Source organism: Lysobacter antibioticus, assembly GCF_001442535.1.
Lineage (GTDB): Bacteria > Pseudomonadota > Gammaproteobacteria > Xanthomonadales > Xanthomonadaceae > Lysobacter > Lysobacter antibioticus.
In genome coordinates, this window is sequence record NZ_CP013141.1 from 840,408 (window position 1) to 862,962 (window position 22,555).

Below are 22,555 nucleotides of genomic sequence, written 5' to 3' on the forward strand. Positions count from 1 at the left end.
GGCCCGGGACCCGCCGCTCAGGTCGGCACCGACGACCAGGTGTCGGTCGAGGGCAACTGCGCCTGACCGCCCGGTCGCGACTGCGACACCACCTGCATGCTCGCGCTCAGCCACAGGAACAGTTCGCGGAACTGCAGGCCCTGCAGGCGCTTCACGCCGGCCGCGCCCTTGCTGCTGAACTGGGCCATGGCCTTGTCCTGCGAGCCTTCGCCGACCGCGATCGGAAAGATCGCGACCTTGTTGGCCTGCTCGGCGTCGCGCGCATGCTTGGCCGCGGTTTCCCAGGCGTCGGTCGGCGAACCGTCCGACATCAGGAACAGCCACGGCCGGGTGTAGGCGATGCCGGCCTGCTTGAAGCGCTGCTTTTCGTTTTCGACTTCGGCCAGAGCCAGTTCGATGGCGCGGCCGGTCGGCGTGGTGCCTTCGGCTTCCAGGGTCGGCGCGGTGAAATCCATCGCGTCGCACCAATCGCCGACCACCTCGGCGGTGTCGAAACCGCCGTAGCGCACGACCAGCACGCGCACGCGCTTGGCCGCGATCACGTCGGACTTCAGCTCTTGTTCGAGCAGCTTCAGGCCTTCGTTCAATTGCTGCACCGGCTCGCCGAGCATGCTGCCGGAGCAGTCGAGCACCAGCACCAGCGGGGTACGCTGCTCGGTGTTGTCGACCAGGGCTACATCGGGGATGACGGGCTGATTCATGGCATTCCTTTGCTGCTTGGATACGAAGGCCGAGTATAGCCACGAGCCGGGGTGGTCGGCGCGGGCCCAGGTCGCGCCGCGCCACATCGGACTGCAAACGCCTGCTAACAGGCCCTATGCGGCGGATACGGCAGCGATCATCCGGCCTGCGTGGCGTCCATTCGCCGGGCCTAGGCGCGGCCCCGCTCCGGCGCGATACTCGGGCCATGACCGAGCCCGCCGCCCACGTCGCCGCCGCTGCCGATCTCGCCCCGCAGGCGCTCAGCCACGCCACCGCCCTGCCCGCGCGCTATTACGTCGAGCCGGCCATGGCCGCGCGCGACCGCGGCACCATCTTCGACCCCGCCTGGCAGTTGATCGCCCATGTTTGCCAGTTGCGCGACGCCGGCGACCACGTCGTCGCCGACTTCGCCGGCCTGCCGGTGATCGCGGTACGCGGCGCCGACGGCGAGATCCGCGTCTTCCACAATGTCTGCCGGCATCGGGCCGGGCCCATCGCGAGTTGCGACGGCCTGGCTGCGCGTTCGCTGCGCTGCCGCTATCACGGTTGGACCTACGGCCTCGACGGCGTGCTGCGCTCGGCGCCGGAGATGGCGCAGGCGCCCGACTTCGATCCGGCGCAGATTCGCCTGCCGCAGTTGCAGGTGCGGGTCTGGCAGGGGCTGGTGTTCGCCGCTTCGAATCCCCGCCTCGACTTCGACGAAGTCGTCGCCGGCATCGATGCGCGCATCGGCACCGAACGCGGGCTCGAACATTACCGCCACCATCACCGGGTCGGTTACGACGTCGCCTGCAACTGGAAGGTCTACGTCGACAACTACCTCGAGGGCTACCACGTCCCGCACATCCATCCCGGCCTCAACCGTCTGCTGGATTACCGCAGTTACATCACCGAGACCGCGCGCTGGTATTCCTACCAATGGAGCCCGGTGGAAAGCGGCGACGGTCTGTACGGCAGCGGCGACGCGCTGTACTACTGGCTGTGGCCGAACACCATGCTCAACATCCTGCCGGGGCGCCTGCAGACCAACCGGGTGGTGCCGATCGGCGTCGACCGCTGCCGGGTCGAGTTCGATTTCTACTACACGCCCGACGACTCGCTCGAGGCGCGCACGCGGCGCGAGGCCGACCTGGAATTCAGCGACGAAGTGCAGTTGGAAGACCTGACCATCTGCGCCGACGTGCAACGCGGGCTCGCCTCGGGCTCGTACGTCGCAGGGCGCTTGAACCCCTTGCGCGAAAACGCCGTGCATCATTTCCAGGAGTTGTTGCGCGACGCCTATCGCGACGCCGGCCCGGCCGCGATTGCCGCGACACTGGTGGAGCGCTAGCCGCTTGCACACCACGCCCGCGAGCGCACGCCCGCTGGGCCTGTGGACCGCGACGGCGCTGGTCGTCGGCAGCATGATCGGCAGCGGCGTGTTCCTGTTGCCGGCGGCGCTGGCCCCTTACGGCGGCGCCAGCCTGATCGGTTGGGCGATCACCTTGTGCGGGGCCTTGTTGCTTGCCTTGACCTTCGCCCGCATGGCGATGCGCTGGCCGCACAGCGGCGGGCCCTACACTTATGCGCATCGCGCCTTCGGCGACACGGTCGGCTTCGTCGTCGCCTGGAGTTACTGGATCTCGATCTGGTGCGCCAACGCCGCCATCGCGGTGGCCTTCGCCGGCAGCCTCGGCGCGATTTCGCCGCAGCTGACCGCGACGCCCGCGCGCGCCGCGGCCTGTGCGCTGGCGGCGCTGTGGATCTGCGCCGGCGTGAACCTGGCCGGGGTACGCGAAGCTGGCCGCATGCAGCTCGTCACCACCGCCCTGAAATTGTTGCCGCTGTTGCTGTTCGGCGCGGTCGCGCTGTGGTGGCTCGATCCCGGCACGGCGTTTCGCCCGTTCAATCCCGGCGGTTCACTGCCGCAGGTGGCCAATGCGACCGCGGCGCTGACCCTGTGGGCGCTGCTCGGCCTGGAAGCGGCGACCGTGCCGGCCGACGCCATCGCCGACCCCGAACGCAACGTGCCGCGCGCGACCGTGATCGGCACCTTGCTCGCCGGCATCGCCACCATCCTCGCTTGCACCGTGGTGCTCGGCCTGGTGCCGGCCGAAACGCTGCGCCAGTCGCAATCGCCGATGGCCGATGCCGCGGCCTCGATCTGGGGCCCGGCGGCCGGCCTCGCCCTCGCCTCGGTCTCGGCAGTGTCCTGCTTCGGCGCACTCAACGGTTGGACCTTGTTGTCGGGACAACTGCCGCTGGCGGCCGCGCGCGACCGGGTGTTTCCGGCGTTCTTCGCCCGCGTCGATGCGCGCGGCACGCCCAGGCTAGGCATCGTGATCGGCGCCGCCCTGGCCAGTGCCCTGGTGCTGTCGAACTACAGCCACTCGCTGGTGCAGGTATTCACTTTCTCGATCCTGCTGTCGACCGCCGCGACCTTGCTGCCCTACCTCGCCGGCAGCGCCGCATGGCTGCTGCGCGGCGAGGGCCGCAGCCGCATCGTCGCCGGCTTCGCCCTCGCCTTCAGCCTGTACGCGTTGTGGGGCATCGGCGCCGAGGCCTTGTCGTGGGGCGCGGTACTGGTCGCGGCCGGCCTGCCGGTGCATCTGCTGTTGCGTTGGCGACGCTGAGCAGCACCCACTGCACCACCCACTGAGCAGCGCGCAATGAGCGCTGGCGCACAAGTCGGCGCATCGCCGCGGTGACGGTAACCGCGATGCCACGTTGCACGAGCAGGCTGGGAGATCGGCTGCCCACCGATTCCCCCGAACGACTGCACGGACTCCCCATGACCGACCATCAACGCCGCGATTTCCTGCGCAGCGCCGCCGGCGCCACCGCCGCCGGACTCGCCCTCAACCTGTTCCCGCCGAGCATCCAGAAAGCGCTGGCAATCCCCGCCGCGCGCGTCACCGGCACGATCCACGACGTCAAGCACGTGGTGATCCTGATGCAGGAAAACCGCTCCTTCGATCATTACTTCGGGGCGATGCGCGGCGTGCGCGGCTTCGGCGACCGCTTTCCGATTCCGCTGCCGAGCGGAAAACCGGTGTGGCACCAGCAGACCGCGCAAGGCCGCGAGATCCAGCCCTATCACCTCGACACCACGACTACGAGCGCGCAGCGCATCGGCGGCACGCCGCACACCTGGCCCGATTCGCAGGCGGCCTGGAACAACGGCCTGATGGACCGCTGGCTGCCGGCCAAGACCGAACGCTCGCTCGGTCATTACCGCCAGGCCGATATTCCGTTCCAGTACGCGCTCGCCAATGCCTTCACCCTGTGCGATGCCTACCACTGCTCGCAGCAGACCGGTACCAACCCGAACCGCCTGTTCCACTGGACCGGCACCAACAACCCGGCCGCCGATCGCGGCGGCCCTGCGATCGTCAACACCTTCGACGACTACGGCCCGGCCAACGAAGGTTATTGGTGGACGACGTATCCCGAACGTCTGGAACAGGCCGGGGTGAGTTGGAAGCTGTACCAGGACATGGACGACAACTTCACCGACAACCCGCTCGAAGGCTTCCGTCAGTTCCGCGCCGCCCTGCCGGGTTCGGCCTTGGCCGAAAAAGCGCTCAAGACCTGGACCCTGGACGACCTCGCCGCCGACGTGCGCAGCGGCCGCCTGCCGCAGGTGTCGTGGCTGGTCGCGCCGGCGAAATACTCCGAGCATCCGTGCCCGTCGGCGCCGATCTGGGGCGCGGACTACACCGCGCGCGTGCTCGATGCCCTGACCGCCGATCCCGAGGTCTGGGCGCGCACGGTGCTGATCGTCAACTTCGACGAGAACGACGGCTTCTTCGACCACATCCCGCCGCCAGCGCCGCCTTCGCTCGACGGCCAGGGCGCTTACCTCGGCGGTTCCACCGTCGACCTGCGCGGCGAACACCACCGCGCGCGCTCGGGTCCCTCGCACGGCACGTCGAACGACCCACCGATCTACTACGACCGCCCCTACGGCCTCGGCCCGCGCGTCCCGACCTATGTGATCTCGCCGTGGAGCCGCGGCGGCTGGATCAATTCGCAGGTGTTCGACCACACCTCGGTGATCCGCTTCCTCGAACGCCGCTTCGGCGTCATGGAACCCAACATCAGCCCATGGCGGCGCGCGGTCTGCGGCGACCTCACCAGCGCGTTCAATTTCGTCGACCCCAACCGCGAACCGATCCCGAACTTGCCCGACACCAGCAACGCCGACCGCATCGTCGCCGAACAAAGCCGCTTGCCGGCGCCGAAGCCGCCGACGGTGGCAAGCGCGGCGCAGCAGGAACGCGGCATCAAACCTTCGCGCGCCCTGCCTTACGACCTGCAGGTCGGCGAACGCATCGATGCCGGTGCTCGGCGTGTGCGCCTGCACTTCGGCAACACCGGCCGCGTCGCCGCGGTGTTCCATGTCTACGACCTGCTCGACCCCAACGCGATCCCGCGTCGCTACACCGTCGACCCCGGCAAGTCCCTGCACGGCGAATGGGCGCTCAGGAGCGACGGCGCGCGCGCCTATGCCTTGCAGGTGTTCGCGCCGAACGGCTTCTTCCGCGAGTTCCGCGGCTCGTTGAACGGCGCCAACCCCTCGGCGACCACCGTGCCGGACCTGCGCCTGCGTCGCCGCAAACTGATCCTGGCCTTGCGCAACACCACCCATAAGCCGGTGCGGCTGAGCATCGCCGATCAGTACGGCTTGTACGAAGCGCGATTGGAGCGGCTGGGCCCGGGCACCACCCGTCAGCGGCCGATCCGCCTCGACGAAAGCCACCAGTGGTACGACTTCGTGCTCACCGACGCCAACGACCCGGAGTACTACCGCCGCCTCGCCGGCCGCATCGAAACCGGCGCGCACGGCATCACCGATCCGGGTTTGATCTGAGTTCGGATCGAGTAATCAGTTGGGCGAATACATCGTCGCCGGCCGCGCCGGCGGCGATGCGGGGCCTTCGGTGTCGGCCGTAGATAAACGATAGAGGCACGGCAGCGCTGCAATCGCACTAACCGGATCAACAAACCTACCTACCGGATTCCCCCCTTTGCAAAAGGGGGGAACAGCTCTGGCGATGAGCAGCCTCAGAGCGACTCTTGCGGCTCCACCGCCGCGGCCTCGTCGCCGCGGCTCGGGCACGCGGTCTTGGAAACGCGCGCCTCCCACTGCCAGAACACCCAGGCGATCGCGGTCAGCGCCGAAGCCGCGACCGCCAACGACACCGCGCTGGCGCTGATCAGCGGCGACAACACGCCGGCCATGATCGCGTTGACCACCAGGCCGGAGAACGCCTGCAAGGACGAAGCCGAGCCGCGCTGGCGCGGGTACATGTCGAGGATCGACAGGGTCACGATCGGGAACACCAGGGCGATGCCGAACGCCGACACGCACATCGGCAACACCGCCCATGGGATCTGCGGATCGTCGGTCCACAGGTTGTAGCCCAGGTTCATCGCCACGCCGACGAAGGAAAATACGAAGCCCCAGCGCACCAGACGGTCGCCGCTGATCTTGCCGGCCGAGCGCCCCGACACGAACGAGCCCAGCACCATGCCGCCGATGGTCGGCACGAAGAACCAGCCGAACTGGCGTTCGTTGAGCTTGAGGATGTCGAGCACGAACGCCGGCGCCGAGGCGATGTACAAGAACAACGCGGCGAAGTTGAACGCGCCGGTCGCGGTCAGGCGCTGGAAGCGCGGGTTGAGGAAGATCGCGAAGTAATCGCGCAGCAGGCGCTTGGGCTTCAACGGCAGGCGCGCCTGCGGCGGATGCGTTTCCGGCAGCAGGAAGACGGTCGAGCCCAGCAACAGCAGCGAAAAGCCGACCAGGAACCAGAAGATCGCCGGCCAATGCGCCCAGCCGAGGATCCAACCGCCGATGATCGGCGCGATCGCCGGCGCCACGCCGAAGATCATCGTCACCTGGCTCATCAGGCGCTGAGCATCGTCGCCATGCAGCACGTCGCGGATCACCGCGCGGCCGACGATCAGTCCGACACCTGCCGAGAGCCCCTGCACCGCGCGGAAGAACAGCAAGGTCGACAGATCCGTCGACAGCGCGCAGCCGACCGAGGCCAGCGTGAACACGCTGAGCCCGCCGATGATCACGCGGCGGCGCCCGATCGTGTCCGACAAGGGCCCGTGGACGATGCTCATCAAGGCATAGGCGATCAGATAGACGCTGATGGTCTGCTGCATCGCCAGCTTGTCGGCGCCCAGCTCGGCGCCCATGACCGGGAACGCCGGGAAGATCGTGTCGATCGAGAACGGCCCGAACATCGCCAGGCCGCCGAGCAGCAAGGCCAGCCGGCGGATCGACAAGGTCTTGGTGGCCGGAGCAGGATCGGGTGCGGAGGTATTAATCGGAGATCACCAATCGGAGAGCGTCGGCTCGGGGCGTCAGCTGGGAGCGTGGGAGGCGTGGGTATCGATCGGCACCTCGTCGGGCGGGCCCTTGAGTTCGACCACATTGCCTTCGGGATCGAACAGGTATTGCGACGGCCCCTCGCCCTCGGCGCCGTAGCGCGAGCCGAAATCGCCGATGCGCACGCCGTGCGCCTCCAGGTGGGCGACGATGGCCTCGCGGTCGAAGGGCTCGGCGCGCAAGCACAGGTGGTCCATGTTGCGGGCCTCGGCCCCGGCCGGCGCGCCGCCCATGCGGCCGAGCTTGCCGTCGACGTCGACCAAGTCGATCAGGGACAGGCCGGCGCGCAGTTGCACCAGGCCGATCGCGTCCTGGCGCCGTTCCAGCCGGCAACCCAGAACCTCGCAGTAGAAGGCGATCATCGCCTCGGTGTCGCGCACGCGCAGCACCACGTGATCGAGTTGCAGCAGTTGGAACGGGGGACGGTCCATGCAGGAAGCTCCGGAAGGGACCGCGACCATGTTACGGCGAATCGGCCTTCCTGAACCGGGTCGCGGCGTCGAAACCCGGGATGAAGCCGGCTCCCGCCAGCCCTGGCAACGTCGCCCCGAAGCCGCCGCTGCGGCTATAATCGCGGCTTGAAACACCCGGTGGGAGAAGCGGCCCGGCCCCCCAGCCAGGCCCGCTGCCGAAGGCGCAACGCCCGTAATCGCTCAGGCCCCATACCGCCGCGTGTACAAAACTCTGGAGAGACCGCCTGCGTACGCTGAGACAGCGGGGCAGAACCGGCGCCGAAGGGGCACGAAGCGAGCGCGGACAGGAGCGGCCCCCGGGCCATCCCTCCCCTAGCTGCCTGACCGCAGCACGCTTTTAAACTCTCAGGCAAAAGGACAGAGGGGCGCCTCGCGTGCGGCACCGCACGCTGCCTTCGGACGCCCCTGCCATGAGCCCAGCCGCCAACAGCGCAACCTCCTTGCGCGATCTCGAGCACCACGACGCCTTCATCGAGCGCCACATCGGCCCCAACGACGCCGAGATCGGCCACATGTTGGAGCAGGTCGGCTACGACTCGCTCGAAGCCCTGACCGACGCCATCGTGCCCGGCTCGATCAAGTCGACCCAGCCGCTGGCCCTGCCGGCCGCGATCAGCGAAGTCGAAGCGCTGGCCAAGATCCGCGCCATCGCCACCAAGAATCAGGTGTTCCGCAGCTTCATCGGCCGCGGCTACTACGGCACCCACACCCCGAACGTCATCCTGCGCAACATCCTCGAGAACCCGGCCTGGTACACGGCCTATACGCCGTACCAGGCGGAGATCTCGCAGGGCCGCATGGAGGCGCTGATCAACTTCCAGACCATGGTCGCCGACCTGACCGGGATGGAGATCGCCAACGCCTCGCTGCTCGACGAAGGCACCGCCGCCGCCGAAGCGATGACCCTGGCCAAGCGTTCGGCCAAGTCCAAGTCCGAGACCTTCTTCGTCTCCAAGAACATCCACCCGCAGACCCTGGAAGTGCTGCGCACCCGCGCCGAACCGCTGGCGATCGAACTGCACATCGGCGACGACGCCGAAGCGGCGACGGTCGACGCCTTCGGCGTGCTGCTGCAGTACCCGGACACCTTCGGCGCGGTCAAGGATTACCAGAGCGTCGCCGACGCCGTGCACGCGCGCGGCGGCATCGTCGCCGTGGCCAGCGACCTGCTCGCGCTGACCCTGCTCAAGGCCCCGGGCGAATGGGGCGCCGACATCGTCGTCGGCAACACCCAGCGCTTCGGCGTGCCGTTCGGTTTCGGCGGCCCGCACGCCGGCTTCATGGCCTGCCGCGACGCCTACAAGCGCTCGATGCCGGGCCGCCTGATCGGCGTCTCGGTCGACACCGACGGCAAGCCCGCCTACCGCCTGACCCTGCAGACCCGCGAGCAGCACATCCGCCGCGAGAAGGCGACCAGCAACATTTGTACCGCGCAGGTGCTGTTGGCGGTGATGGCGAGCATGTACGCCGTCTATCACGGCCCCGACGGCCTGACCCGCATCGCCCGCCGCGTCCACCGCCAGGCCACGATCCTCGCCACCGCACTCGGCAAGGCCGGCATCGCCGTCGGCAGCGGCTTCTTCGACACCCTGCACGTCAGCGGCGTCGACGCGCAGGCGATCCACGCCAAGGCGCGCGCGGCCAACATCAACCTGCGCGAGATCGATGCCGGCAGCCTCAGCATCAGCCTCGACGAAACCGTGACCCGCGACGAGCTGGTCGCCCTCGCCGGCGCGTTCGGCGTGCAGCTCGACATCGACGCGCTCGACCGCGAAGCCGTCGACGCGATCCCGGCCGCGCTGGTGCGTACTTCCTCGTTCCTGCAGCACCCGGTGTTCAACACCCACCACAGCGAACACGAGCTGCTGCGCTACATGCGCTCGCTGGCCGACAAGGACCTGGCGATGGATCGCACGATGATCCCGCTGGGTTCGTGCACGATGAAGCTCAACGCCACCGCCGAGATGATCCCGGTGACCTGGCCCGAGTTCGGCAACATCCATCCGCTCGCCCCGGCCGACCAGACCACCGGCTACACCCAGCTGATCGACGAACTCGAGGCGATGCTGGTCGAGTGCACCGGCTACGACGCGGTCAGCCTGCAGCCGAACTCCGGCGCCCAGGGCGAATACGCCGGCCTGCTGGCGATCCGCGCCTATCACCGCTCGCGCGGCGAAGGCCACCGCGACATCTGCCTGATCCCCGATTCGGCGCACGGCACCAACCCGGCCTCGGCGCAGATGTGCGGCATGACCGTGGTGGTGACCAAGACCGACAGCAACGGCAACGTCGACGTCGACGACATCCGCCGCGCCGCCGAGAAGTACAGCGACCGTCTCGCCGCGATCATGATGACCTACCCGTCCACGCACGGCGTGTTCGAGGAGGAAGTGGTCGAGATCTGCGAGATCATCCACAAGCACGGCGGCCAGGTGTACACCGACGGCGCCAACATGAACGCCCTGGTCGGCGTGGCCAAGCCCGGCAAGTGGGGCTCGGACGTGTCCCACCTCAACCTGCACAAGACCTTCTGCATCCCGCACGGCGGCGGCGGTCCCGGCGTCGGCCCCTGCGCGGTCAAGTCGCACCTGGCGCCGTTCCTGCCGAAGACCGTCGACGGCGAAGGCATCGTCGGCATGGTCAGCGCGGCGAGCTTCGGCTCGGCTAGCATCCTGCCGATCTCGTGGATGTACGTCACCCTGATGGGCACCGCCGGCCTGCGCAAGGCCACGCAGGTCGCGTTGCTCAACGCCAACTACATCGCCAAGCGCCTCGCCCCGCACTACGAAACGCTCTACACCGGCCGCAACGGCCTAGTCGCGCACGAGTGCATCCTCGACCTGCGCCCGATCAAGGACGCCACCGGCGTCAGCGCCGAGGACGTCGCCAAGCGCCTGATCGACTTCGGCTTCCACGCCCCGACCCTGAGCTTCCCGGTCGCCGGCACGCTGATGGTCGAGCCGACCGAGAGCGAATCGCAGCACGAGTTGGACCGCTTCATCGACGCGATGATCCAGATCCGCGACGAAATCCGCGCGGTCGAGGACGGCCGCCTGGACCGCGAGGACAACCCGCTCAAGCACGCTCCGCACACCGCCTCGCAGGTCACCGCGAGCGAGTGGACGCGCGCCTACCCGCGCGAGCTGGCCGCGTTCCCGCTGCCGACCCTGCGCTTGCAGAAGTACTGGCCGCCGGTGTCGCGCGTCGACAACGTCTACGGCGACAAGAACGTCATGTGCGCCTGCATCCCGATCGATGCCTACAAGGAAGAGGTCGAGGCCTGAGCCTCGGCTGGGTTGTGCTGAAGCAATAAAAAAGGCCCCGCGAATGCGGGGCCTTTTTCATCCGGCCGGCAGTGGCTGCGGCGATGCCGCAGACCCGCCGCGCCTTGCGCTTACTTCGCCAGCTTGAGCTTGCCGGCGATTTCCTCGAACTCCGCAACCGTCGACGGCGACAGGTTCGGACGACCGGCCAGGATGCCGATCGTGATCGTGCCCTTCACGTAATAGGTTTCGCCGGCTTCGACTTCCATGTTGAGGATGTCCTTGGCTTCCGAGTGCACGGTGTACTCGTGCGCGCCCGGCTCGACCGCGACGACGAAGTACTTGCCGCTGCGCAGCTTGCCCAGCTCGACCGCGCCTTCGCGCACTTTGTAGCCGACCGCGCCGCCGACGAACTTGGCCGGACGGAAGAACACGATCTGGCCCTTGCCGGCAGGCGGCGCGGCGATCAGGCCGCTGCTGGCCGCAGCCGGCTTCGCGCTTGCCGACGCAGTCGCGGCCGCGCTCGGCGCTGCCGCCGGTTCCGCCGTCGCGGCAGCGCTGCCTTCGACCGCGGGCGTGGTGCCGGCTTCGCTCTTGGCTTCCGCCGAAGCGCTCGCCTGGGCATTCGGAATCTGCTTGGCCGGATCGGAAGGCGTCTTGCCATTCCAGGCCAACGAACCGCCAGTGGCGAAGGCCGACACCGGCAGCAACAGAGCAATCAACAGGACACGCGACGACATCGACTTCATTGGACAACTTCCCCAGTTTGGGTGGTGACGGGTGGTTCGGTGGTGACCGCAGGCAAGGGGGTCTGGACCGGCGCCGCGACATCGGGCGTCAGCTCGACGTCCTGCGCCGTGCGCGCCTGGGCCTGGGTATGAGCAGGAATTTCGATCTCGCCGCCGCGCATGAACATCGCGAACACACCGACGGCGATGGCCAGGCCGATGACCTTGCCCGACTTGTCGACGCCGGCCGCGCCGACGCGGAAGCTGCGCAGTGGGATCTGCCGGCCATCGGCTTCGAGATAACGCGCGGCGAGCAGCAACTCGCCCGGCTTGCCGCCGCTGCGCGAGCGCTCGGCATGGATCACTTCGCCGACGCCGGTGGTACCGGCGGGCAACACCGGCGCGCCATCGACGCTCAGCGCTTGCGCCAAGCGCAGCCCGAACTTGTCGCCGCGTTTCAGCGTCGCCGAGCTAAGAGGCTGCAGGGTTTCGAGCAGCACGTCGGTACCGGCGGCGATGCGTCGGGCACCGGCGACGCCGACGGCTGCCAACGGCAATGCCGGTGCTGGAGCGGGCTCGGAAATGGACGCCGGGGCCGGTTCGGACACCGGCATCGCTGCCGGTGCGGGCGTGGCTGCGGACAGTGCACTCGGCGTTTCGGAAGCGGCCGGCGCCGGCTGCGGCTGATTCATCGCCAGTGCGGCGATCAACACGGTAGACATCGAAAACATGAAGGCGGCCCCCAACCGTCCTTGGCGGCCGTCACGCTATCGGAACGCCGAGGCTTTGCCAAGCGGGTTATTTGCTCCGACCACGGATTCAATGCAAGTCACATTGCGACCGCACCGGAAGCACGCCGCCGCTCGTAGCTCGGGCGGCCTGGCAGCGAGCGGCTCGCCAGCGATCGGTCGCTGCCCTGCTCGTTGCCCTTCCCCTCTCGGCTTCGCACTCCCTATGGGGCCGCAAGCGGGAGAGGGGCTCATCCGCATCGCCCCCTGGATCGCGGGCGGCCGGTCTCGACGCACGCCGCCGGCACTTCGTTCCACCCCGCCCCGGTTTCGTCGCCCCCTCCCCGGACTTCGTCGCGCCCCCACTTCCACCCGGCCGGCAGACGACTATGCTGCGTCGCAACCAGGGACCTTTCGGACGCCGTCGTGATCAGGAGTTTCTTCTTCATCCTCCGCCTGGCGGCCGCATGGTTCGGCGTGTTCCTGCTGCTAGCGATGCTGTCCTCGGCCACGCCGGGGTTGGAACACCAGGACGTGGCGCCGCTGTTCATCATCGGCATGCTGGTCGTGGCCTATGTCGTCACCAACGCCTTCTCGCATCTGCGCCGGGTGCGCCTGATCGCCGGGCATGTCGACCGCGACACCCTCGCCAACCGCCACCGTCGCCAGATCGAGGTGCCGTTCGAGGCCGGCGAGGTGTTCGACCTGCTCGATGCGGCGATCCGCGAACTGCCGCGCGTGGAAGACATCGAGAGCGCCCGCGACAGCCTGCAGGTCAGCGCCAAGGTGCAGCGCCCCAATCTGTATGGACGCAGCCGCACCGACCGCCAGGGCCGCGTGCACAACTACAGCCGCTGGACCCGCAACCAGATCCTGGCCACGGTCACGCCCGGCGAAGACAGCGGCAGCATCACCCTGATCTGCGAACCCGAGACCGGCGCCTGGAGCGACTGGTTCCGGGTCGACGGCGGCACCAACCTGGAGAATGCCGAGGCGGTCGTGCGCGCCATCAGCCGCCGCATCGCCGAACGCCGCCGCACCGAGCGCGTCAGCACCACCCGCACGGTCACCGAGAAGGAACTCGCCGTGGCCAAACTGAGCCTGCTGCACGCCCAGGTCGAACCGCATTTCCTCTACAACACCCTCGCCAGCGCCCAGTACCTGACCCGTAACGACCCGCCGCGCGCCGACATCATGCTCGGCCACCTGATCGACTTCCTGCGCCGTTCCCTGCCGCGCACCGAGGACGCGCAGTCCACGCTCGGCGACGAGCTCGACCGCTCCCGCGCCTATCTGGAAATTCTCAAGCTGCGCATGGGCGCACGGCTCGCGCTGCAGATCGACGTGCCCGAGGAACTGCGCACGATTCCGCTGCCGCCGATGATGCTGCAGACCCTGGTCGAAAACGCCATCAAGCACGGCCTGGAACCCAAGCCCGGCGGCGGCACGGTGTGGATTCTCGCGCGCCGCAACGATCACCGCGTCGCCATCACCGTCGCCGACGACGGCGAGGGCTTCAACTCCACCAACGCCGGCACCGGCATCGGCCTGCGCAACGTGCGCGAGCGCCTGCAGCTGGTGTACGGAGGCGACGCCCAACTGGCGGTCGTCGCCAATTTCCCCAACGGTGTCGCCGCGACGATCAGCGTGCCGCTGGCCGCGCGCGAGGAACCCATCCATGTCTAAGCCCGCCCCCTCCACCGCCCTGGTCGCCGAAGACGAGGCCCTGCTGCGCCAGGCGCTGATCGATTCCCTGCGCGGCGCCTGGCCGCAGTTGCAGATCGTCGCCGAATGCGAAGACGGCGCCGAAGCGCTGGAAGCCCTGGCCGAGCATCGGCCCGACATCGCCTTCCTCGACATCCGCATGCCCGGCCTGACCGGCATCGATGTCGCCACCGCCGCAGCCGAGGTCAGCCCGCAGACCCAGATCGTGTTCGTCACCGCCTACGACCAGTACGCCATCGACGCCTTCGAGCAGGGCGCGATCGACTACCTGCTCAAGCCGGTCACGCCCGAACGCCTCGCCGTCACCGTGCAGCGCCTGCAGCAACGCAGCGCCGCCAATCAGACCGATGCCGATGCGCTGTCCGAGCTCGCCCAGCAACTCGCCAACCGCGAACCCAAGCGCAACACGCCGCCGCTGACCTGGATCACCGCGAGCACCGGCCGCGAGACGCGCCTGATCCTGGTCGACGACATCGCCTACTTCCGCGCCGACAACAAATACACCACGGTCGTGACCGCCGAGGGCGAAGCCCTGCTGCGCAAGCCGATCCGCGAACTGCTCGACGTGCTCGACGCGACCATGTTCAAGCAGATCCATCGATCGACCATCGTCAACCTCAAGGCGATCGCTTCCATCGTGCGCGACGACAGCGGCAAGGGCAGCGTGCGCCTGCGCAACCGACCGGAAACGCTGACCGTCAGCCAACCCTTCATGACCCTGTTCCGCACGATGTAACGCGGCAACCCACGATCCAGGTGACCTATGCGTAATTTCACGGCTTTGCTGTACTACCTGTTCGCCTTGCTAGGTTGCGATATCGGTGCGACCACCATCGTCCACCGCGCCAGCGCCGACGGCATCGACATCATCGACAGCGAGGTACGCGTCACCGACCGCATCGCCAAGTTCGAATGCCTGGCCAGCCGCAGCGGGCAATGCCACTACACCCTGTTCCATGACGACTGCGCCGCTGCGGACAAGACCGCCCCGGCCAAGAACGCAAACGCCGATGCCTGCGTCAACCGGCCTTTCGAGCGATTCGCGATGGTCGCCGGCACCGACAAGGAAGTGATCGGCCTGGAACCGGGATTCAAGCTCTGCGTCAGCGCCGAAGACCAGGCGATGAACGCCGATTGCAAGAGTACGGCCCGCCAGTAAGCACAGCGACGAGCGGCATACCGAAACTGGGCCCGGAAGGCGGGCTCAATCGCCGAGCCCGACGAATAGGTCGAAGACAGATTGATGTCGCACCGGCTGCTGCACCGTCTGCTGCTGCACCGACTGCTGCTGTTGCGCTGGCTGCTGTTGCACCGGCCGTTGCTGTGCGCAACCGAACACTCGCGAAGGCAATCGAAGACCCGGAGGGCGGCCCGCATGGATGCGGGCCGTTTTTCATCGGGACAGGGATGTCCCGTATGAAAAAAGCCCCGCGGATGCACCGCTCGTGCGGGCTTGTGATTCAAAGAAAAGCAACTTCTTTGGTTATCTTTCTTTTGTTGCTTATGACAAAAGAAAGTAACCCGCCGCTTTAGTGGCGGAAGCTTTTAGCGTTTGACCCTGATCCTGATCCTGATCTTGCTTAAGCGAAGCGCCGCGAGACCGCGAGAACGTGGTCGCGGCTTGCGCCGCTCCTACCCTGACGGGCTGCGGCCGGTATCGGCGCGAGATTGAGGCGTCGTGATCGCGGCTCACGCCGCTCCTACAGGAGAAGGATTCGCTACGCGCCCTCTTCAAGCAAGAGCAGAGCTTCCGTCTGCTGACGCGGCCGGGTTACATTCTTTTACTAAGCTCAAAAGTCCGTCTGAATTCCCTTCGGTCAAAGCTAACCGAAAAAAAAGCTTTCCTTGCAAGGGCACAGGCCACGAGTTCGTAGCTCGCGCCGGGAGTTTCCGATAAGACGTCCCTGTCTTATCGGGTCATTTCAATGAAAGCTGGCCGCACGTCCTGTGCGGCGCCCTCCGGGTTTACGGTTGCAACGCTAGCTCGGAACTGCGCCAGGCTTTAAAGGCACCAGCAAAGGCAACCGCGAAGACAGAGACAGACGCAGAGGCGGAGGCAGAAGCAGAAGCAGAAGCAGAAGCAGAGCAGCCACTTTGACGGGCCACCCACGCCCCTCCCCCGAATTGCTTCATTACTGCACAAATCCGCCCCAAATCCTTTGGGCCACCCCTACCTCCCCCACAACCAGCGCGACTGTAAAGTCGCGACCAAACCTCATAGTTGCCCCAAGCCACGGGCCTTTCTCGCGCTCGATAACCTGCTGCGATCACAATGCAGGCAGCGCCTCGCATTGCACCGCAGCGGACTGCACCGTCGTTGGCGCGGACACAGCCCTGGATTTCGGCGCCGATACCGGCACGCTGACGCCGGGCGTCGGCGCGCACGCGGTCAGCGGCGGTGCGAGCGGCCAGGATCGGGTCTGCGCAACGGTCGATGAAGCAGACGGCAGGCTGCGCATGAAATCGACCGTCTCGATAATCCAGCCGCGGTTGTCGCCGACCCGCTGCGAGCACATCACCGGGCTCCAGACTATGAAACCCGACGCCTTCGCGCCCAGTTGATCCAATTGCCGACGCCAACGATCCGCCGGCAGGTACGTCGGCTCAGGATCGCCGCCGCAGGTCGCCTCTTCCTGCGGCCGGATATAGGGAATCAGCGGCTTGCTGGGATTGACGTTGCGCGCGGAGACCACGCGATTGTCGAGCCGGCGCTCCCAGGTCGCCTGAGTCAGGCCGGAGGCGGTGTACAAATGCGGAAAGAAGCCGTCCTGGTACTGCGACAGATCGCGCGCGCAATCGAGGTACTGGTCGGTGTTCGGCCCGAGCAGATCGTAGGCGCCGATCATGCGGTCCGGCACGGCTTCCTTGGCCCACAAGAACAACTGGCGCCAGAGCCTGTAGCGTCGATGCGCTTGTGCGGCATCGACGTTCTTGATCCAGATGTTCTCGAAGTCGAGCACGACCGGCCCGCGATGCACTGCGGCGGCTTGTACCGCGGCCTGGAAATCGGCCTTGGGCGGCAACTTGTCCTCGGCCGTGCAGGCGATCCACTCCTGCCGCTGGTACAGGATGTTCGCCTTGACCAGCCCGGCCTCGCCGACGAGGTCGACGTCCTGATAATGGGTGTTGTCGTAGGCATGGAACGGTGCGGCCGCCGACTGCTGCGCGTGCGCAGCCAACTGCGGTCCCGCGAACATCATCGTTCCGACCAGGATCGCCAGTGTGCTGGCCGGTGAGTGTCGCCCTGTCTTCATTGCGAATCGTCCTTTGCGGGCTCTCGCGCAACCGTCGTTGCGATGCGCGAAAGCAATGGGGGATCCGAATTCTAGTCACGCCCCCGAACGCAGGCCGCGTGCCGCTTCACAGTGCGCAACGAGCGCAGCCCGGGCGCGGCCAAACGAGAAGCCCCGCGATCGCTCGCGGGGCCTTCGCCTTGCAGACTCGACTATCGCGGTGGATCCGGCCGATCAGTTGTCGGGATCGTTGGCGAGATGGCGCACGACCGTGCCGCCGTAGTACAGCGCCATGAAATCGCCTTGGTCGGTGATGTACCAGGCCATGCCCGGATACGGTGCGCCGATGACGCCGCCACGGCTGGTCCACAGCACCGCATCGTCGGAGATACGCAGGACATTGAACACGGCGAAGGGCTCGAACACGGTCTTGTAGCCGCCACTGCCGTGAGTCTGGCTGTTCCACAACGGGCGCGAGTCGGCGACGCGGTAGAAGACCAGGTTGCCGTCGCCCTGCATGGTCAGCCGGTACTGCAGGTTGTTCGAATAGATCGATTGCCCGGCCCACAGGGTCGTGCCCTCGGGGATCTGCTTCAGCGCCGACTGGGCCAGAGCCGTTTGCGACACCGTCAACAGCAGGCACAAGGCCAACATATGCAGGAAACCTGCGGCTACCTTTTTCATCGATACACTCCACTCCATGGGGAGGCTCGACTTCAGCGAACCCAACGCGCACGATCAAGCGTGCGAGCCACGAATCGGCTGCATGCAGATGCCAATCGTGACCGATTCGGGCTCGCGTCCGTGATCGGCACTCGCCACGAACGACGCGGGCCGATCCCCCATCGCATACTCTTCCAGGCACGGCCTTCGACGATGGATTATCGCTCGCCCCATAGGGCATGCACGCATACCGCCGCGCCGTTCTCCAACCTGTGACGGACCGTTCGGATCGCGACGAAACCCTGCGCGACCAGCCGCTCGGCGCATGCTGTAGCGATCGAGTCTAGCTGCGATTCGCTCGGCGGTTGAAACACCAGGCACAGCGCGCCGCCGGGCTTGAGCACGCGCGCCAGCACCCGCAACTCGACCGTCGGCCGCAGCCAGAAGACATTGACGTTGACGGCGAAGGCCTTGTCGAACCTGTGCGCCGACGATTCGAAGCAAGCCAGGTCGGTGGCGAGAAACACGGCCTTGCCGGATGCGATATGAGCGGCGTTGCGCCTGGTCGCGGCCGCGATGGCCGCGGGCGACCGGTCGATGGCGGTGATCCGCCCGCGGTCGAGGCGTGGACAGATCGACGCCACGGCGGCGCCGTTACCGCAACCGATTTCGAGCAGTTCGTCGGCGGCGGCCGGATCGAGCCGCTCGACCGCCCAGAGGATTCGACCCGGGGTTCTGGCTTGCATCCGTGGCCTCCGTGCGTACCGAACGACCCTGCAATCAGGGACTGGAACCAGCGCCCATGGAACGAACCGCAGCGATGGCCTGACCCACGATCTCCAGGCCGGAGCGGGTCGCCGCGCGCGATGCGCCGGCGAAGCCGAACACCAGCCCGCCACGCTCGCTCGCACCGTATTTCGACAAGGGATGCACCACCACGCCGGCGCGTGCGCATTCGGCGGCGACGGCGCGATCGTCGATCGCCAGGCCCTGCTTGAACAAGGCGGCGACATGCATGCCGGCGGTGGCGGGGCCGAACTCCAGCACCTCGGTCAAGGCGCGGGCCTGTTCGAGGAAGTCCAGGCGGCGCTCGTCGTAGATCGTGCGGGTCTTGCGCAGGTGGCGGGCCAGATGGCCTTCCTGGATGAAGGCCGCCAGCACGCCCTGCATCAGCAAGGCAGTGTGGCCGTCGGCGACATGTTTGGCGTCGACGAAAGCCGCGATCAGGCGTTCGGGCACGATGGCATAGGCGATGCGCAGCGCCGGAAACAGGATCTTGTTGAAACTGCCGACGTAGATGACGCGTCCGCCGTCGTCCATGCCCTGCAGAGAAGCGATCGGCCGGCCTTCGTAGCGGTAGTCGCCGTCGTAATCGTCTTCGATCACATAGGCGTCGTGTTGCCGAGTCCAGTCGAGCAAGGCCTGGCGCCGCTCCATCGACATCTCGTAGCCCATCGGATACTGGTGCGCGGGTGTGACGTAGGCCAGGCGCGCATCCGGCGCCAGCCTGCGGCCCGCGGCGACATCGAGCCCCTGTTCGTCGACCGGCACCGGCACGACTTGCAGGCCGGCCGCACGCAGGCAGTGCTGCACCGGCTGGTAGCCCGGTGTTTCCGCCCAGGCGAGGTCGTCGGTATCGGCCAGTACTTTTCCGGCCAGCTCCACCGCCTGCTGGGTGCTGGTGACCACGATCACCTGCTCGGGCGAACAGCGCGTGGCGCGCATCGCCGAGGCGTGCGCGGCGATGGCCTCGCGCAGGGCCGGCAAGCCATTGCTGGCGCCATAGGCCCAGTACGCGGTGCCGGCTTGTGCGGCCTCGCGCTGCAGCAGACGGTTCCACACCGCACGCGGAAACAGATCGATCGGCGGCAGCGAAGGCGTGAACGGGATCGCCGACGCCGGCTGGTAATGGCCGGGATAACTCCGCAGCGCAGTCGCTCGCCTCGACAATCGGCGTTCGTCCTCGACGGCCGCGGCTTGCGTGCTGCGCTTGGCGGCGAGCGGGCGCGTATCGCGTTCGGGCAGGCTCGCGGCGACGAAACTGCCGGCGCCGCGGCGCCGCACGATATAGCCGTCGGCGACCAACTGGCCCAGTGCCCAGTCGACGGTGTTGCGGGCGACGCCGAGGTCCTGGGCCAGGACCCGGCTCGACGGCAAGCGCGCATTCGGTGCCAGCGCGCCGCTGACGATGGCGCTGCGAATGCGCTCGCAGATACGCGCGTACGCAGGCTGACCCTGTCCCGTCTCGAGACCGGTGACGTCGACGGAGAATACCGAACCGGCATGCTTGGCCATGCCGCGCATACTAGCCCTTGATGCGCGTGTGCTCCATCGTCCAGTTGGTTTCCCAATGACGGCCGCCGTCCTGCGAGAACGCCTGCTCCCAATGCGCGGCATCCAGGCCCAGGCGCTTCCAGCGGAAGCGGACCTTGACCGGGCGCCCTTCGTCGCTGTCGTCGCCGAAGAACTCGCCGTCGTCGCCGACGAAGCCGCCGACCACGGGTGGAAACAACCGGCCGCTGCTGCTGTTGATCCAGTACAGATACCAGCGCCGTTGCTCGAGGTTGAACACGCGCACGGTCATGCCGGACCAGCCCTTGGTCGGAAACACGCCGTCGTCGATGTTCACCACCCCGCCGAGCCGGCTTTCGCAGCTGAGCGTGGCCGGGAACTCGTCCCATTCGTCGCTGCCGACCCAGCGTTGTTTCAGGCGTCGGTTGGCGAAACTCCAGCGGCCGACGAAGAAATCGAAATCGTGGAGGTCGCCGGTCGGAATCGCGATGTTGGGCCCGGCCTTGCCGGCAGCGTCGGGGCTCGCCGCAAGCGAGGATGCGCTATCGCTCGCGGCCGCTATCGGCGCCAGACTCATCGCGGCCGCGCCGGCGATGGCATCGATGAGGATCTGCCGGCGCGAGGTCGAAGTCGGTCTGTGCATGCAGGGCGCTCGTGGACGGGAAGCCTGCGCAGAAGTTGCGCGCTGCGCATCCAGGCTGGAAGCGCCATTTTGCCGCGACGTCATGGGCCACGCGGAGGACGGATGCGCCGCCCTACTGCGCCGCGGCGTCGAGCGCTGCGCGCCGGCGCTCCAGGGTTTCGGCCAGGGCCGGGTCGATATCGCCGCGATGCGCCTGCAGAAAACTCTGCAAGGCCTCGCGGTACTCATGCACGAACTGCGCATTATTCGGGCTCAGCGCCCATTGCGCGGCGGCCTGATCCAGCGCGGCCTGGGCCTCGACCAGCCGCTGGCGTTTTCCGAACTCGGAACGCTCGGCGATGATCGCGATGTTGCGCTCGAAACCCGGAATATAACGAACGACGAAACGCTCGCCCTGCGGCGGCACCAGGAAACGGTCGCCCAGCGGATACAGGCTTGCGGTCAGGGTATCGAACCCGATCTTGAGGTCGCGGCCGTCGGCCGTTCTCAGCACCGCCGTGTAGTTCCAGATCGGCTGCTCGTTGAAACTGGCCTGGGCCGGCTCGCTGCCGACGATCACGGCCGTACCCTCGCTGCCGAAGGCTTCGAGAAAACTCGTGTTGGCCAGGCGGCCGACGAAGATATTGGCGAACGCCGCCAGCCAGCCGACGAAGCACCACCACAGCCAACGGCTGCTGCCACTGCGTTGGTACAGCCATACCGCCGGCAGGTTGCACAGGCCCAGGATCAACGGGAACGACCAGTACGGATGCTGGCTTATGAAATACAGCACGGCGGACGGTATGGCCAAGTTATCGGGTTCCTCCGAACGGACGCGGACACCGGCACGGGCCCTGGATCGTCGCAGCGTTCGCCCGACCTTAGCGCCGGGCGTGTTACAGGCGCGCGCTTGCCGTCCAACCTCATACCCCGACATCGGCGCGGTACCAACGCAGTGGCCTGGCGACCGGCGCCAGAATGGCCCTTGCTGCGTCACGGGCGTCATCGCATGGTGCGCTCATCGCTCGCCGGTCGAGCCCGCCCTGAGCGCCCAATCGAACGATGATCGCCCCTCCCCTCCTTCGCATGGGCCTGTTGGCTGCCAGCCTCAACGTCCTGTTCGCATTCGATGCCCAGGCCGCCCAAGCCGCGCCCGTACCGACGCACAAGGGCGCCAGCGCCGCAGCGCGGGATGGACAGCGCGACTTCGACTGGGAGATCGGCGCCTGGAAAACCCGGGTGTCGCGGCTCCAGAGCCCGCTCAGCGGCAACGAGACCTGGCTCGAACTGGAAGGCACGACCGTGGTGCGCAAGCTGTTCGACGGCCGCGCCAACCTCGCCGAGCTCGACATCGCCGGCCCCTCCGGTCGCATCCAAGGCATTTCGTTGCGCCTGTACGAACCGCAGGCGCGGCAGTGGAACATCAACTACGCCAACCTGCGCTCGGGCACGCTCACCGCGCCGATTGCCGGCGCCTTCAAGGACGGGCGCGGCGAATTCTTCGGACGCGATACCTTCGACGGCCGGCCGATCCTGGTCCGCTTCGTCATCGAATGCGCGACGCGCGACGTCTGCCGTTTCGAGCAGGCTTTCTCCGCCGACGACGGCAAGCGCTGGGAACTGAACTGGATCGCGACCGATACCCGCATCGCCGACCCTACGCCCACTGAATAGCCAGGCCTCACTGAAGAGCCGTTGCCGGCGTTCGCCCCTTGCCGTAGCGTTTCCGCTCTGAAACGGC

General features: G+C 67.2%; 19 protein-coding genes and 1 riboswitch. Of the genes, 8 read left to right on the top strand and 11 right to left on the bottom strand.

Going from position 1 to position 22,555, the window contains the following annotated elements:
• Positions 1 to 17 precede the first annotated feature (17 nt).
• Positions 18 to 701, bottom strand: a complete 684-nt coding sequence (locus GLA29479_RS03465) for a vWA domain-containing protein (protein WP_057918710.1) — start codon at positions 699 to 701, stop codon at positions 18 to 20.
• A 206-nt stretch (positions 702 to 907) separates the two neighbouring features.
• On the opposite strand from GLA29479_RS03465, the gene GLA29479_RS03470 reads away from it, so the two are divergent.
• The 3 genes from GLA29479_RS03470 to GLA29479_RS03480 all read left to right on the top strand — a co-directional run bounded on the left by GLA29479_RS03470 (position 908) and on the right by GLA29479_RS03480 (position 5,554).
• On the top strand, positions 908 to 2,032 hold the full coding sequence (locus GLA29479_RS03470; protein WP_082638254.1) for an aromatic ring-hydroxylating oxygenase subunit alpha: 1,125 nt from the start codon (positions 908 to 910) through the stop codon (positions 2,030 to 2,032).
• A 4-nt stretch (positions 2,033 to 2,036) separates the two neighbouring features.
• Positions 2,037 to 3,314, top strand: coding sequence for an amino acid permease (locus GLA29479_RS03475; protein ID WP_248842791.1), 1,278 nt, complete (start codon positions 2,037 to 2,039; stop codon positions 3,312 to 3,314).
• Between the two features lie 158 nt (positions 3,315 to 3,472).
• Positions 3,473 to 5,554 (top strand): phosphocholine-specific phospholipase C, encoded by a 2,082-nt coding sequence (locus tag GLA29479_RS03480; protein ID WP_057970788.1) that lies wholly within the window; start codon positions 3,473 to 3,475, stop codon positions 5,552 to 5,554.
• 194 nt (positions 5,555 to 5,748) lie between these two features.
• Here GLA29479_RS03480 and GLA29479_RS03485 read toward each other — a convergent pair whose 3' ends face one another.
• Together GLA29479_RS03485 and GLA29479_RS03490 are read right to left on the bottom strand one after the other, a co-directional pair.
• On the bottom strand, positions 5,749 to 6,984 hold the full coding sequence (locus GLA29479_RS03485; protein ID WP_257720576.1) for a multidrug effflux MFS transporter: 1,236 nt from the start codon (positions 6,982 to 6,984) through the stop codon (positions 5,749 to 5,751).
• Between the two features lie 78 nt (positions 6,985 to 7,062).
• Positions 7,063 to 7,518 carry a VOC family protein gene (locus GLA29479_RS03490; RefSeq protein ID WP_057918712.1) on the bottom strand — a complete coding sequence of 152 codons (456 nt, stop codon included), beginning with the start codon at positions 7,516 to 7,518 and terminating at the stop codon, positions 7,063 to 7,065.
• 243 nt (positions 7,519 to 7,761) lie between these two features.
• Positions 7,762 to 7,931, top strand: a riboswitch (glycine riboswitch).
• Positions 7,932 to 7,970: 39 nt separating this feature from the next.
• Here GLA29479_RS03490 and gcvP point away from each other — a divergent pair.
• The gene (gene gcvP, locus GLA29479_RS03495) at positions 7,971 to 10,844 is read left to right on the top strand and encodes an aminomethyl-transferring glycine dehydrogenase (protein WP_057918713.1); all 2,874 of its coding nucleotides are present in this window, start codon (positions 7,971 to 7,973) and stop codon (positions 10,842 to 10,844) included.
• Positions 10,845 to 10,954: 110 nt separating this feature from the next.
• Here gcvP and GLA29479_RS03500 read toward each other — a convergent pair whose 3' ends face one another.
• Positions 10,955 to 11,563 carry a DUF2846 domain-containing protein gene (locus GLA29479_RS03500; RefSeq protein ID WP_169795608.1) on the bottom strand — a complete coding sequence of 203 codons (609 nt, stop codon included), beginning with the start codon at positions 11,561 to 11,563 and terminating at the stop codon, positions 10,955 to 10,957.
• A gap of 5 nt (positions 11,564 to 11,568) precedes the next feature.
• Complete coding sequence (locus GLA29479_RS25535) at positions 11,569 to 12,282, bottom strand: hypothetical protein (protein WP_211265028.1); 714 nt, start codon at positions 12,280 to 12,282, stop codon at positions 11,569 to 11,571.
• Between the two features lie 423 nt (positions 12,283 to 12,705).
• Between GLA29479_RS25535 and GLA29479_RS03510 the strand changes: the two genes are divergently transcribed.
• The 3 genes from GLA29479_RS03510 to GLA29479_RS03520 are packed head-to-tail and all read left to right on the top strand — an operon-like array spanning position 12,706 to position 15,163.
• The gene (locus GLA29479_RS03510) at positions 12,706 to 13,965 is read left to right on the top strand and encodes a histidine kinase (RefSeq protein ID WP_057970791.1); all 1,260 of its coding nucleotides are present in this window, start codon (positions 12,706 to 12,708) and stop codon (positions 13,963 to 13,965) included.
• A complete protein-coding gene (locus tag GLA29479_RS03515; RefSeq protein ID WP_057918717.1) occupies positions 13,958 to 14,740 on the top strand; it encodes a LytR/AlgR family response regulator transcription factor in 783 nt (260 codons plus the stop codon). Before GLA29479_RS03510 ends, GLA29479_RS03515 begins: the two co-directional genes overlap by 8 nt.
• A gap of 27 nt (positions 14,741 to 14,767) precedes the next feature.
• Positions 14,768 to 15,163, top strand: a complete 396-nt coding sequence (locus GLA29479_RS03520) for a hypothetical protein (protein WP_057970792.1) — start codon at positions 14,768 to 14,770, stop codon at positions 15,161 to 15,163.
• A 1,108-nt stretch (positions 15,164 to 16,271) separates the two neighbouring features.
• Here the strand turns inward: GLA29479_RS03520 and GLA29479_RS03525 are convergent.
• From GLA29479_RS03525 to GLA29479_RS03550, 6 genes are all read right to left on the bottom strand, one after another.
• Positions 16,272 to 17,258 (bottom strand): hypothetical protein, encoded by a 987-nt coding sequence (locus GLA29479_RS03525; RefSeq protein WP_144436333.1) that lies wholly within the window; start codon positions 17,256 to 17,258, stop codon positions 16,272 to 16,274.
• A 213-nt stretch (positions 17,259 to 17,471) separates the two neighbouring features.
• The gene (locus GLA29479_RS03530; protein ID WP_169795609.1) at positions 17,472 to 17,921 is read right to left on the bottom strand and encodes a hypothetical protein; all 450 of its coding nucleotides are present in this window, start codon (positions 17,919 to 17,921) and stop codon (positions 17,472 to 17,474) included.
• 197 nt (positions 17,922 to 18,118) lie between these two features.
• Positions 18,119 to 18,646: a class I SAM-dependent methyltransferase gene (locus GLA29479_RS03535; protein WP_057970795.1), complete on the bottom strand. Its 528-nt coding sequence runs from the start codon at positions 18,644 to 18,646 to the stop codon at positions 18,119 to 18,121.
• Positions 18,647 to 18,680: 34 nt separating this feature from the next.
• Positions 18,681 to 20,195: a MocR-like pyridoxine biosynthesis transcription factor PdxR gene (pdxR, locus tag GLA29479_RS03540; protein WP_169795610.1), complete on the bottom strand. Its 1,515-nt coding sequence runs from the start codon at positions 20,193 to 20,195 to the stop codon at positions 18,681 to 18,683.
• Between the two features lie 10 nt (positions 20,196 to 20,205).
• Positions 20,206 to 20,835 carry a hypothetical protein gene (locus GLA29479_RS03545; RefSeq protein ID WP_211265029.1) on the bottom strand — a complete coding sequence of 210 codons (630 nt, stop codon included), beginning with the start codon at positions 20,833 to 20,835 and terminating at the stop codon, positions 20,206 to 20,208.
• A 112-nt stretch (positions 20,836 to 20,947) separates the two neighbouring features.
• The gene (locus GLA29479_RS03550) at positions 20,948 to 21,625 is read right to left on the bottom strand and encodes a hypothetical protein (RefSeq protein WP_144436335.1); all 678 of its coding nucleotides are present in this window, start codon (positions 21,623 to 21,625) and stop codon (positions 20,948 to 20,950) included.
• Positions 21,626 to 21,876: 251 nt separating this feature from the next.
• Here GLA29479_RS03550 and GLA29479_RS03555 point away from each other — a divergent pair, with 251 nt between their 5' ends.
• Entirely contained in the window at positions 21,877 to 22,488 is a 612-nt protein-coding gene (locus GLA29479_RS03555; RefSeq protein WP_057970798.1) for a hypothetical protein, read from the top strand.
• Positions 22,489 to 22,555: the final 67 nt, after the last annotated feature.

Coding starts and splice junctions, on each gene's coding strand:
- GLA29479_RS03500 (WP_169795608.1), bottom strand. CDS start 11,563: ATGTCGTCGCGTGTCCTGTTGATTGCTCTGTTGCTGCCGGTGTCGGCC.
- GLA29479_RS03515 (WP_057918717.1), top strand. CDS start 13,958: ATGTCTAAGCCCGCCCCCTCCACCGCCCTGGTCGCCGAAGACGAGGCC.
- GLA29479_RS03535 (WP_057970795.1), bottom strand. CDS start 18,646: ATGCAAGCCAGAACCCCGGGTCGAATCCTCTGGGCGGTCGAGCGGCTC.
- GLA29479_RS03480 (WP_057970788.1), top strand. CDS start 3,473: ATGACCGACCATCAACGCCGCGATTTCCTGCGCAGCGCCGCCGGCGCC.
- pdxR (WP_169795610.1), bottom strand. CDS start 20,195: ATGGCCAAGCATGCCGGTTCGGTATTCTCCGTCGACGTCACCGGTCTC.
- GLA29479_RS25535 (WP_211265028.1), bottom strand. CDS start 12,282: ATGTTTTCGATGTCTACCGTGTTGATCGCCGCACTGGCGATGAATCAG.
- GLA29479_RS03520 (WP_057970792.1), top strand. CDS start 14,768: ATGCGTAATTTCACGGCTTTGCTGTACTACCTGTTCGCCTTGCTAGGT.
- GLA29479_RS03490 (WP_057918712.1), bottom strand. CDS start 7,518: ATGGACCGTCCCCCGTTCCAACTGCTGCAACTCGATCACGTGGTGCTG.
- GLA29479_RS03465 (WP_057918710.1), bottom strand. CDS start 701: ATGAATCAGCCCGTCATCCCCGATGTAGCCCTGGTCGACAACACCGAG.
- gcvP (WP_057918713.1), top strand. CDS start 7,971: ATGAGCCCAGCCGCCAACAGCGCAACCTCCTTGCGCGATCTCGAGCAC.
- GLA29479_RS03555 (WP_057970798.1), top strand. CDS start 21,877: ATGATCGCCCCTCCCCTCCTTCGCATGGGCCTGTTGGCTGCCAGCCTC.
- GLA29479_RS03525 (WP_144436333.1), bottom strand. CDS start 17,258: ATGAAGACAGGGCGACACTCACCGGCCAGCACACTGGCGATCCTGGTC.
- GLA29479_RS03470 (WP_082638254.1), top strand. CDS start 908: ATGACCGAGCCCGCCGCCCACGTCGCCGCCGCTGCCGATCTCGCCCCG.
- GLA29479_RS03530 (WP_169795609.1), bottom strand. CDS start 17,921: ATGAAAAAGGTAGCCGCAGGTTTCCTGCATATGTTGGCCTTGTGCCTG.
- GLA29479_RS03545 (WP_211265029.1), bottom strand. CDS start 20,835: ATGCACAGACCGACTTCGACCTCGCGCCGGCAGATCCTCATCGATGCC.